At 35.9% G+C, this 11494-nt stretch carries 10 protein-coding genes; 4 read left to right on the plus strand and 6 right to left on the minus strand.

The features are described 5' to 3' along the window. Positions 1-177 precede the first annotated feature (177 nt). Both KBP46_RS07605 and KBP46_RS07610 read right to left on the minus strand, forming a co-directional pair. Positions 178-543 (minus strand): hypothetical protein, encoded by a 366-nt coding sequence (locus KBP46_RS07605; RefSeq protein WP_034695305.1) that lies wholly within the window; start codon positions 541-543, stop codon positions 178-180. A gap of 21 nt (positions 544-564) precedes the next feature. Then, positions 565-1704 (minus strand): acyl-CoA dehydrogenase, encoded by a 1140-nt coding sequence (locus KBP46_RS07610; RefSeq protein WP_120233159.1) that lies wholly within the window; start codon positions 1702-1704, stop codon positions 565-567. A 345-nt stretch (positions 1705-2049) separates the two neighbouring features. On the opposite strand from KBP46_RS07610, the gene KBP46_RS07615 reads away from it, so the two are divergent. Then, a complete protein-coding gene (locus KBP46_RS07615) occupies positions 2050-3828 on the plus strand; it encodes a long-chain fatty acid--CoA ligase (RefSeq protein ID WP_216445050.1) in 1779 nt (592 codons plus the stop codon). After that, entirely contained in the window at positions 3821-4495 is a 675-nt protein-coding gene (locus KBP46_RS07620) for a hypothetical protein (RefSeq protein ID WP_062671147.1), read from the plus strand. The genes KBP46_RS07615 and KBP46_RS07620 overlap by 8 nt, the downstream gene beginning before the upstream one ends. 324 nt (positions 4496-4819) lie before the next feature. On the opposite strand, the gene KBP46_RS07625 is transcribed toward KBP46_RS07620, so the two are convergent. The 3 genes from KBP46_RS07625 to KBP46_RS07635 form a co-directional block, all read right to left on the minus strand. Further along, a complete protein-coding gene (locus KBP46_RS07625; protein WP_120233156.1) occupies positions 4820-5596 on the minus strand; it encodes a zinc ribbon domain-containing protein in 777 nt (258 codons plus the stop codon). 2 nt (positions 5597-5598) lie between these two features. Beyond that, positions 5599-6696: a Nif3-like dinuclear metal center hexameric protein gene (locus KBP46_RS07630; RefSeq protein ID WP_062671150.1), complete on the minus strand. Its 1098-nt coding sequence runs from the start codon at positions 6694-6696 to the stop codon at positions 5599-5601. Between the two features lie 125 nt (positions 6697-6821). Next, positions 6822-7670 carry a hypothetical protein gene (locus KBP46_RS07635; RefSeq protein ID WP_062671152.1) on the minus strand — a complete coding sequence of 283 codons (849 nt, stop codon included), beginning with the start codon at positions 7668-7670 and terminating at the stop codon, positions 6822-6824. 249 nt (positions 7671-7919) lie between these two features. On the opposite strand from KBP46_RS07635, the gene KBP46_RS07640 reads away from it, so the two are divergent. Beyond that, positions 7920-8747 (plus strand): ion transporter, encoded by an 828-nt coding sequence (locus tag KBP46_RS07640; protein ID WP_120233154.1) that lies wholly within the window; start codon positions 7920-7922, stop codon positions 8745-8747. A gap of 43 nt (positions 8748-8790) precedes the next feature. Then, positions 8791-8949, plus strand: coding sequence for a hypothetical protein (locus tag KBP46_RS07645; RefSeq protein WP_156106430.1), 159 nt, complete (start codon positions 8791-8793; stop codon positions 8947-8949). 195 nt (positions 8950-9144) lie between these two features. On the opposite strand, the gene KBP46_RS07650 is transcribed toward KBP46_RS07645, so the two are convergent. After that, positions 9145-11469: a GEVED domain-containing protein gene (locus KBP46_RS07650; RefSeq protein ID WP_216445051.1), complete on the minus strand. Its 2325-nt coding sequence runs from the start codon at positions 11467-11469 to the stop codon at positions 9145-9147. Positions 11470-11494 lie beyond the last annotated feature (25 nt).

Below are 11494 nucleotides of genomic sequence, written 5' to 3' on the forward strand. Positions count from 1 at the left end.
TAAAAGAAAGTGCTTGCTTATTAGAAAAATAACTCTTAACTTTAAGTATAAGCAAAATGTAAAGAATCTTCGTTGTGAAACAAGGTTCAAAAATAAATTTGGAAATTTTATTTCATATATTAATATTTTGTGATTTGGTGTAAAATAAGGCCCTCATATTGAGAGCCTTATTTGTTTTTATTTCATATTCACTACTTTATCTACAATGAACTTTGTGTTTCCTCTCCAGGGAAGCGCGCCATTATACTCTTTGTAATGCAGGTCAAAAGTTTTACCGCTGTTGGTTTCCAGTTGTTTGAAAACTTCGGGATCATCTACGGAAAATTCAAACTCATAGCTTGTAATAGTTCCTGTTTTTCCCCTCCCAAAACCTTCCTGAATCAGCTTGCCTTCATAAGTTTTGAAAACATAACCTTTTTTCATCGCATAGTTCAGGTATCCGGACTTTACTCCTTCTCCGAAAACAAAATAATACTTATACCAGACAAATACGCCCAGTAGCAGCAATACAACCCCAAGGGTGATCCACAAAGATTTTTTCATAGGTAGTGTGTTTTATAAATGTTATTTTGCGATGCTTCTGGAGATCACGATTTTCTGAATTTCAGAAGTTCCTTCATAGATCTGAGTGATTTTCGCATCTCTCATTAATCTTTCTACGTGGTATTCTTTCACGTATCCATATCCTCCGTGGATCTGTACTGCTTCAATAGTAGTATCCATTGCCACCTGAGAAGAGTATAATTTGGCCATAGCTCCGCTTTCAGAGATATCTTTTCCTGCATCTTTTTCACACGCAGCTTTGAAGCACAGCATTCTTGCAGCAGTGATCTGAGTCGCCATATCAGCCAATTTGAATGCAATCGCCTGGTGGTTGATGATTTCAGTTTTGAAAGCTTTTCTTGTTTTAGCATATTTCAACGCCAGTTCGTAAGCACCTGAAGCAATACCCAGCGCCTGAGAAGCAATACCAATTCTTCCACCGTTCAATACTGCCATAGCAAAGTTGAACCCGAATCCGTCAGCACCAATTCTGTTTTCCTTCGGAACTTTTACGTTATTAAAGATCAAAGAGTGAGTATCACTTCCTCTGATTCCTAATTTGTCTTCTTTTGGTCCGATTTCAAATCCTTCCCATCCTCTTTCAACGATAAAAGCATTGATCCCTTTGTGCTTTTTCTCAGGATCTGTCTGTGCAATTACGATATAATAAGTAGCTGTTCCACCATTCGTGATCCAGTTTTTGATACCATTTAAAAGATAGTAATCTCCTTTGTCTTCCGCAGTAGTTTTCTGAGAAGTAGCATCAGAACCTGCTTCCGGCTCAGATAATGCAAATGCTCCGATAACCTGCCCGCTTGCCAGTGGAGTAAGATATTTTATTTTTTGCTCTTCAGAAGCGAATTTTTCAAGACCGGCACAAACCAATGAGTTGTTTACAGACATCACAACAGCCGCAGAAGCATCCACTTTTGCAATTTCTTCCATTGCAAGTACGTAAGAAACGCTATCCATACCTGCACCGCCGTATTTTGGATCTACCATCATTCCTAAAAGTCCCATTTCTCCCATTTTCTTCACCTGTTCTGCAGGGAATTTCTGGTCACGGTCTCTTTCAATCACTCCAGGTAAAAGTTCGTTCTGTGCAAAGTCTCTTGCTGCCTGCTGAATCATCAGCTGTTCTTCCGATAAATTAAAGTCCATAAAAAAAATAATTAGATAGCCGTAAATTTACACTTTTTAAGCAAATCTGAAAAAATAAATTAAAAACGGGAAAAAGGCAGGTTTGGGGAGATTTATTGATGGCGGATACCCGTTTCGGGATTCCGGATAATGGGTTAAGAAGGCAATATAAAAAACCTGGAGAAAAATAAACCATTATAAAAGAATCATTGAAAATATAAAATCCCTACTTCAGGGCTTCCGGCCTCCTTTTTGATTCAAACTATTATGGCAAGCATTTAACTAATTTCTAAATCTTACCTTCGGATGGTTTCAATTAAAAAAAATGCTTATATTTAAATTTCTTTATAAATTACGTAAAAAATCATGACGATCAAGAGATTATTCGATATTCCACACTATGCTTTAGAAAAATATCCTAAAACGGATATGTTTGTAACCAAATATCATGGGGAGTGGAAAAAAACTTCTACACAGGAGTTTATTAATGAGGGAAATAAGATATCCAGAGGATTATTGAAACTTGGTATAAAACCAGGTGATAAAATTGCTTTGATTACAACCAATTCCCGTACAGAATGGGCTATCATGGATTTTGGACTTTCTCAGATCGGCGTTGTTTCAGTACCGGTTTATCCAAGTATTTCTCCTGAAGATTATGAATTTATCTTCAATAATGCTGAAATTCAGTATTGTTTTGTTTCTGATAAAGAGCTCTTGAATAAAGTAATGAAAGTAAAACACAATATTCCGAGCTTACAGGGAATTTTTACTTTTGATACTATCAGTGGAGCAGCCAACTGGAGAGAAATTCTGGATCTGGGTAAGGATGAATCTACCCAAATTGAAGTAGAAGACCTTTCTAACGCAATCAACACAGAAGATCTTGCAACTATTATTTATACTTCCGGAACTACAGGAAGACCGAAAGGAGTAATGCTGACGCACAATAATATTGTTTCAAACATATTGGGATCTATTCCAAGAATTCCAAAAAAGAGAGGCTTTGATTACAAAGATGCCAGAGCATTAAGCTTCCTTCCTATCTGTCATATTTTTGAAAGAATGCTGTTCTATCTTTATCAGTACAATGGTTTTTCTCTTTATTTTGCTGAAAGCATCGAAAAAATGGGTGAAAACGTAAAAGAAGTGAAACCTCATTATATGACTGTAGTACCAAGACTGGTAGAAAAAGTATATGACAAAATCTATAATACCGGATCTTCAGCCGGAGGTTTAAAATCAAAAATATTCTTCTGGGCCCTGAATCTGATTAGCAAAAAGAAAACCATTTCAAAACCGTCCGGACTTCAGGAAATTATTGCTGACAAGCTTGTATTTTCTAAATGGAGAGAAGGTTTAGGTGGTGAAATCGTGACTTTGGTTTCAGGATCTGCAGCATTATCTACAAGGCTCAACCTGATGTTCCAGAATGCTGGTATTCCAATTCTGGAAGGCTATGGCTTAACAGAAACTTCCCCTGTAATTTCAGTTAATAGCTTTGATAAAATGAGAGTGGGAACCGTAGGAGTTCCATTGGATAATTTAAAAGTTAAAATTCAGGAAGACGGGGAGATTACAGTAAAAGGACCGTCCGTATTTAAAGGCTATTTCCAGAATGAGGAAATGACAAAAGAAGCCTTTACAGAGGATGGATTCTTTAAAACCGGAGATATCGGACATATAGACAGCGACGGATTTTTACAGATCACTGACCGTAAGAAAGAAATGTTCAAAACTTCCGGAGGAAAATATATTGCTCCTCAGACTATTGAGAACTTAGCGAAAGCTTCAAAATTCATAGAGCAGATCATGGTGGTAGGTGACGGTGAGAAAATGCCGTGTGCTTTGGTACAGCCTGATTTTGAATTTGCTAAAAACTGGGCTCTGAGAAACAATCTCAACATCAGTTCCACACCTGAAGAGATTGCAAAAAGCCCTGAACTTAAACAAAGAATTGAAAAAGAAATAGAAGGTATCAATGAACACCTTGGAAATTGGGAAAAAATCAAAAAAATTGAACTTACTCCTGAGGTATGGAGCATTGAAAGCGGACTGCTTACTCCAACTTTAAAACTGAAAAGAAAGGCCGTAAAAGAGAAATTTATTGCTTTGTATAATAAGATGTACGATCATCATGATTAATTATTCAATGAAATTATGTAAGCATAGATTCATCTACCAATCCACTTTTGTAGGATTGGTATTTTTTATGTTTTCATGTAAACAACAGATAGAAAACACAAAATCAATATCTGAGAAAAAAATTGAAATTCCACAACTTTTGTCAGATTCCACTTTAAAAGAGAAAACATTGAATGATTATATTCAAACTGCTGAAACCATAAAACCCAATGTAAAAAACGGGGTTCCTTTTAACAAGCTTGATTATGATAAAATTATTGCTTATGATTTTGCTGGTGACGAAGAGACCTATCCTAATCCTATTGATAGAAAAGGAAAATTTACACCTGTGATCTTGAAACAACAGTTTCTGACTCAAAAACAAGCTGATCAGATCTTATCTGCTTTAGCAAAAAATTCAAGCTATGGTGAAAGCTCTGCGGCATGTTTTCAACCTCATCTGGGATTAGTATTTTTTAAAGGCAATAAAAAAATCAATCAGATCAGTATTTGTTTAAGCTGTAACACTTCGATTACAGAAATTGAAATTCCCGCCAGAACACATAAAATATTTAATAAGGGAACAGATAATGAGTATTCCTTTACTGGTTTCAAACCGTCTGGAAAAACAGCAATCATCAAACTGTGTAAGGAGATTAACTTTCATTATGGAAACAAGAAAGAGTAATATATTAATAAAATAGATTGAAGAATAACTTTTTATTTATAACAAAGTATTTTATTTCGGATATTTCTATAGTTTTGGCTAAAATTTTATTTTGATTAAACAAGCTAAAGCCCGTTCCTACTGATCCCCATCATTTAGTTTTTTAATCAATTACAACACTATCACCGTCATTCCGTATGAATCCATGCTATGTCGAAAAAAGAGCCGAGATTCTTCGGAATGACAAAGACTCTGATTAAATTGTACTGCTATGTTTAGATCAGTTCAGATAAAAAAAAGCTGCTTCATTTTTGAAACAGCTTTTGTATGTTATAAAATCAATAATTAGAATTTAATTACAGATTTCATTTTTTCGTTTTCTTCCATTACCAATTCATCATCAACAAGGATTTTTCCAGAGTGCTCATCAATAATGATTTTCTTTCTCTGAGCAATTTCCATTTGCTTTTGAGGAGGGATAGTGAAGAATGATCCTTTTGGAGCTCCTCTTTCTAATCCTACTACAGCAAGACCGTTGATAGAGTTGGTTCTGATTCTGTTGTAAGAAGCTAATAATCTCTCATCAATTTTACCTGCGAATTCTTTAGACTGCTCTAAAAGATATTCTTCTTCTTTCTGCGTTTCAGAGATCAGACCATCCAATTCTTCTTTCTTGAATTTCAAATGGCTTTTCAAATCATCGATCTTAGAGTTCAGTTCGCTTAAAGTTTCGTTTTTGTGAGCAATTTTAGCTCCGAACTCTTTAATTCTTTTTTCAGCAAGCTGAATTTCCAGATCCTGGAATTCCATTTCCTTCCCTAATGCTTCAAACTCTTTATTGTTTCTTACATTATCCTGCTGAGATTTGTATTTCTCAATTAAAGTTTTAGCATGGTTAATCACTTCATGCTTTGTTTTGATCTGATCCTCCTGATCTTTGATATCAGCATGAAATTTTTCAGCTCTTTTTTCAAGACCTTCAATCTCAATCTCAAGATCTTCAACTTCAATTGGCAATTCTCCTCTAGTATTTCGGATTTCATCCAATCTTGAATCAATGATCTGTAAATCGTATAAAGCTCTTAATTTTTCTTCAACTGAAATATCGTTGGTTTTTGCCATATTTAAATGAAATAATTTACTGGGTTTGTTTTTTCAATAGATTTTGAAATTGCAAATGTACTAAATTTTTGTGATAAAATTTCAAATAATTGTTGACTAACAAATTGTTCTGATTCATAATGTCCAATATCACAGATCAGCATTTTAGACTCAGCCAGAAAATAGTCGTGATATTTGAGGTCTCCGGTAAGGTAAGCATCACATTTCCTGGCAGCTGCAGATCGTATTCCACTTGCCCCAGATCCTCCCAGAACCCCTACTCTTTTAATTTTTTTATTGTTAAAAGAGGAATGTTTAATCACTTCCAAACCAAATTTTTCTTTTACCAATCCAAGGAAATCTTTTTCATCCATTTCTTCTTCAAGATCTCCATACATTCCCAAGCCGGCATGATGATTTTTATTATCCAGATTATAAATCTGATAAGCTACTTCTTCATAAGGATGCGCTGTCTTCATTGCGCCCACAATCTGCCCTTGTTTAAAACCTTCAAAAATCACAGAAATCATATCTTCATCTGCATTTTCGCGAATTCCCTGTTGTCCTGAAAACGGATTTGAACCTTCTGCAGGCCTGAATGTTCCGTTACCATTCACTGTAAAACTGCATTCGTCATAAAATCCGATATTTCCAGCTCCGGCAGAGAACATAGCTTCTTTTACTTTTTCTGAATAGTCTTTGGGAACAAAAACCGTTAACTGTTTTAAATTATTTTCTTTAGGCTGCAGAATTTTCATATTCTTTAATCCCAACTGACTGCATATCCCATGGTTCACTCCAAAGAAATCATTATCAAATGCAGTGTGGATGGCATAAATAGCTACTTTATTTTCAATAGCTTTTAAAACAGCTCTCTCAACGTAGTTCTTCCCTGTTAAAGATTTTAATCCGGAAAATATAATGGGATGAAAGCATACGATCAGATTGCAGTTTCTTTCAATAGCTTCATCAACCACATTTTCCAATGCATCATGGCAAACCAGAATTCCTGATACATCACGGTCGTAAACCCCGCACAGCAATCCTACGTTATCAAAATCTTCTGCCTGTCTGATACTTATTTCCTCTTCAATCTTTGCAATTACAGTTTTTAGCTTCATTAATTTTATATTTTACAGTTACAGCGAAGATATTAATTTTACGGTAAAAATTTCCAACCCCATAAAAAAACCGGCTTTCATAAACCGGTTTTATTTTGATATTAAAAAAGAATAAAGTAACACTGTTAATCTTTGAAAAGAGATACTCTTGTAAAGGATTCCACAACAACACTACAGTTGATATCAGACTCCATAAAAAGCTGATATCCTCTTCCCGGATCAAGACTCGCAGGGTCTGCAATGGTATAGAAATAAAAGGTAAGAATGTTACCCGTTCCACTGGAACCACTCGGAACCAGCTGGATAGAGTTAATTTCAAAGCCTGAATCAGGATTTTTAAAAGTAGCTTTTATAGATCCTGAAGAATTGGATCCTGGAGTGATGGTAGCAATTACTCTCCATACATGTACTTGCCCGTAAATTTCATTTTCTCGCCATTTACCAGTTGCCGAGATATAGATATTACTGGTTACTCCGGGAAATGGAACAGTGGTTTCCGGCCAGCTTGTAGTAGGGCTTGCGGCAAATACTAACGGAGTAGCATAAAGTACCTGTTGTCTTGGGCCGTAGCCGCTTCCTGCTGCACTTAAACTGAATGAGGGTTTTACATTTGCGTTTCCAGAATTGATTTTAACGACACCATCGTTACCAGCCTGAGAAGATGTGGGAACAAAAAGCTGTCTCCAGAGGGTACCGTCCCAATACTGGAAGTTATTTGTTGTCGTATTAAAAATAAGGGTTCCTGCAGTAAGGTTAGGGTTTACCACACCTGCAGGAGGTACTGTGGAAACGTCATTATCAGCCAGGTTGGTATCCCGGTCAGTATCTGTAAGACGAGGAATAAGAATTCCTTTTTGGTTGGAAACTATATCCAGTACTGAAGCCCCATTCGGTGCTGAAGTATTAATCCCAACCTGAGCGTTAACAAAACTGTTTATAAAAAACAGAATAAACAAGGTTAAAATTTTTCTCATGATATAAAGCTTTTGTAGAATAAAATTACAAACTTGGATGAAAAAATGTTAAAAATTTAATTTTTATATGTCATATTTTATTCGTATTTTACTAAATATAACACATTGAAAACCATACAATTAATACTAAATAATTCACTTTTTAATGATAGATTTTCTTTTAACATTTGCAAGATTCTTTTAACAATCATATATTTACCGTATACATTATAGAAATTATTAACTTCGCTGTGAAATAACCTTATATAAATGGAAAGAGAACATAATCTGATTCCTGAGGATACTCTATGGAAAAGATTCCTTTACCGGATAATTTATCGCTCCGATACGAAGCTTGGAAAACTGTTCGACATCATATTATTGTCATTGATTCTTGCCAGTACTGCTATTATTATGATGGAAAGCGTACCAAAGCTTGATAAAAAATTCCATTATACCTTTCTGATCCTCGAATGGGTTATCTCTATTTTTTTTACAGCAGAATATTCTATGCGGATTGCGGTGGTAAAAAATAAACGTAATTATATATTCAGCTTTTTCGGAATTATAGATTTCCTTGCTCTTGTTCCTTTTTATCTAAGCTTTATTTTCCCTGTTACTAAATATTTTCTGATTTTCAGAATGCTGAGAATGCTGAGAGTATTCAGAATTTTCAATTTGCTTGATTTTATGAATGACGGGTATTTTATTGTGCGGGCTCTGAAAAACAGTTCGAGAAAGATTTATATTTTCCTTTTATTCCTGATTATATTCTCTGTGATTGTAGGATCACTTATGTTCATGGTAGAAGGTGGAAGACAGGGCTTTGAAACAATACCGCAATCCATCTACTGGGCAGTTGTTACGGTAACTACCGTAGGCTACGGTGATGTATCACCCATAACCCCTTTAGGGAAGTTCTTTGCAGTTATTCTCATGCTGGCAGGTTATTCCATTATTGCAGTTCCTACCGGTATTGTAACAGCTGAAATGAGAAACAAAAGACAGAACCTGGAAATGGTATGTGAACGTTGTGGCAATGAAGATATTGATGATGATGCAAGATACTGCAAGAAATGTGGCAAGAAATTAGCTTAACATCTGGTATAAGTAAAATTTATTCACTAAATACCACAAAATCATGGAACCAAAAAAGAAAAACAGACCCAATAGCTTAGTGATTATTCTTTTTGCACTGATTGTGCTTATGATCATCATCTATTTTATATTAGCAATGTTCTTCCCTACCGTATTTGACCTTATGAATAAAGGAGAAATACAGCCTGTACCCAATAAATGATGAGTGATGTATGCTGGGTAATATGTGATGGAAAATATTCGATAATCGATAACGGCCACAGGATAAAATAAAAAAGATGAGTGAAATATTTTGCTCATCTTTTTTCATTCAAACATTTAATAAGATTCTATTCAATCTCCATAAAAAAGACGGATCATCAATGACCCGCCTCCCTTTTTTTATTTAAATGATGAATTATTTTTTAATAGCTTTAATAGTCTGCTTAGATCCGTCTTTCATTTCAAGTGTTATTAAATAAACTCCTTGCATCAGATCTCTTAAATGGATTATAGATTCAGGGTTGGTAATAGTTTTCACCAATCTTCCTGTCGCATCTGTCACCATTACATTTTTTACATTTTTCACATCAGAGATATTCAATACATCCGTAAATGGATTAGGATAAAGTTGGATATTATTTTTCGCTTTAGCAACTTCAGCTGTTGCCAGATTTGCGTTATTAATACTGATATCGTCAATATACAGATTATACTGGTCTGGATCTGAATAAGCATTAAATCCAAAGAAATATACTCCTGTTGTAGGTACAGTAAACGTTATAGATTCTGTATGTGCCATTTCATCATTGATTGAAGGATAATCTGCAATAGAACCTGTCATAGCAGCTGCAGCTGGTGAAGTTCCGTATGCTACCTTCAATTTTTCGACATAGGTTGATGAGTTATTACCATATTTATAACTAATAGTATACTGCACTCCTGCTGTCAAATTCAATCCTTGTGTAAAGAACCATGCATTACCAGAATTGGAAGAGTTATACTGGTATTTCAACACATTGGTGGTGAATCCCTGGCTATCGGAAGGAGGATCCATTGTTACCCAATCATTTCCTGTTCCCGCATTAACATTATTTGTACAACCAGGTAGATCTGGAACAGTAACGTTTTCAAAATCTATCGTGTAAGGAAGATTCGTACTTGAACATAATGTTGTAAACGTAGCAGAATCACTCCATATACTTTTACTTGTTGCGCTACAGGCAGATCTCACCCATACGTAATAAGGAGTGGAAGCAGCTAAGCCTGGAATATTATAAGTGGTTGCTGTAACTCCTGTAAAGTTAGGTGTACTTGTTGCCGTAGGTGCTGTATTCGTTGTACTGTAATAAATATCATAGCCGTTAGCCGGAACCGGAGTGGCTGCTGCCCAGGAAACTGTAGCTCCTGCAGCGGTAATATTTGAAACAGCTAATGCATTAGGTTCGCTACAAGCCGGTGCAACATCTATATTAATATCATCAACGTATAATTTATTCATATTAGCATCAGAATAGGCCTGGAATCCAAAATAATATACTCCGGTAGTTGTTGGTGTGAAGTTCGTAAAAGAACTTGTTGCAGTGCTGATCACAATATCCGAGTGGTCTGCTAATGTATTAGTCATTCCTGCACTGGTAGCTGAAGTCCCATAGGCTACTTTCAGTTTTTCAGCATATACGGTTCCTTCCGCATTGGCATATTTATATTTAATTCTGTAAGTCACTCCTGCAGTAAGATTAATTCCGTTGGTAAAAAACCAGGTATTCGCATTCTCTGCATAGTCATATGAATACTGAAGAACATTTCCTGTAAATCCCTGAGCATCCAGATCACCTGTTTCCCATATATTTCCTGCCCCATCATTCACTACCGAGGTACAAGTTGGTATATCTGGTGGAGTTATACTTTCGAAATCCAATGCATAAGGCACTCCCACAGCAACACACGAAGTCATAAATGTGGCCATTTGAGACCATGCACTCTTATTAGAAGCACTGCATACAGAACGTACCCAGACATGGTAAGTAGTGGCTGGTGCAAGAGAAGGTAGATTTGTAGTCAATCCATTGATAGACCCGGAAACTACTGTCGCAGCAGTAGGATATGTACTGGAAGTTGAGTAATAATATTCATAACCACTTCCTGGAGCAGAAGACGGAGCTGTCCATCCTAACTGAGCTGAATTGGCAGTAACAGCAGATACTGTTAAAGCAGACGGAGCAAAACAAGTCGGAACCGCCCCAATTACTACTGTATAATCATGAGCCTCTCCATATCCGTCTGTATTACAAGGAATAGGATCTCCGGAGAATCTATCCCCTACTCTCATTCTGTAAGTACCTGGAGTTACAGTTGAAGGAATTGTGATAAGCCCTGCGGTAATATCATTCCCTCCTATAAGTGTACTGCTTGCAGAAGCCACAAGCTCCGGAGCTGCATCATCAAAAGTTCCATCGTTATTGAAGTCAATCCAGATACGAACATTCTGATCACTGTAATCATGTTTAACGCTAAAATCATAACTTAAACCTGCACTGAGATTAATCGTCATAGAAGTATAATCTCCATAAGCATTAGTAGAGCAACCTGTATTAGAATGATCAAATCCGGCACCCGGAATTGCAAAAGTATCTATCATATCCCCGCCACTACAGCCACTAGCGAAAGCAGGCGTACAATAGGTTTGCGCGGAGGATAAAAAGCCAGTTATTAAGAAACCAACGAGTAAAAAATTTTTCATATAAATCAGTATTAGTTAATCAAAT

Source organism: Chryseobacterium sp. PCH239 (assembly GCF_018924625.1).
Taxonomy (GTDB): domain Bacteria; phylum Bacteroidota; class Bacteroidia; order Flavobacteriales; family Weeksellaceae; genus Chryseobacterium; species Chryseobacterium cucumeris.

What these genes read in the sequence shown, in the direction of transcription:
- KBP46_RS07605 (WP_034695305.1), bottom strand. Translation starts at nt 543, where the DNA reads ATGAAAAAATCTTTGTGGATCACCCTTGGGGTTGTATTGCTGCTACTG.
- KBP46_RS07610 (WP_120233159.1), bottom strand. Translation starts at nt 1,704, where the DNA reads ATGGACTTTAATTTATCGGAAGAACAGCTGATGATTCAGCAGGCAGCA.
- KBP46_RS07615 (WP_216445050.1), top strand. Translation starts at nt 2,050, where the DNA reads ATGACGATCAAGAGATTATTCGATATTCCACACTATGCTTTAGAAAAA.
- KBP46_RS07620 (WP_062671147.1), top strand. Translation starts at nt 3,821, where the DNA reads ATGATTAATTATTCAATGAAATTATGTAAGCATAGATTCATCTACCAA.
- KBP46_RS07625 (WP_120233156.1), bottom strand. Translation starts at nt 5,596, where the DNA reads ATGGCAAAAACCAACGATATTTCAGTTGAAGAAAAATTAAGAGCTTTA.
- KBP46_RS07630 (WP_062671150.1), bottom strand. Translation starts at nt 6,696, where the DNA reads ATGAAGCTAAAAACTGTAATTGCAAAGATTGAAGAGGAAATAAGTATC.
- KBP46_RS07635 (WP_062671152.1), bottom strand. Translation starts at nt 7,670, where the DNA reads ATGAGAAAAATTTTAACCTTGTTTATTCTGTTTTTTATAAACAGTTTT.
- KBP46_RS07640 (WP_120233154.1), top strand. Translation starts at nt 7,920, where the DNA reads ATGGAAAGAGAACATAATCTGATTCCTGAGGATACTCTATGGAAAAGA.
- KBP46_RS07645 (WP_156106430.1), top strand. Translation starts at nt 8,791, where the DNA reads ATGGAACCAAAAAAGAAAAACAGACCCAATAGCTTAGTGATTATTCTT.
- KBP46_RS07650 (WP_216445051.1), bottom strand. Translation starts at nt 11,469, where the DNA reads ATGAAAAATTTTTTACTCGTTGGTTTCTTAATAACTGGCTTTTTATCC.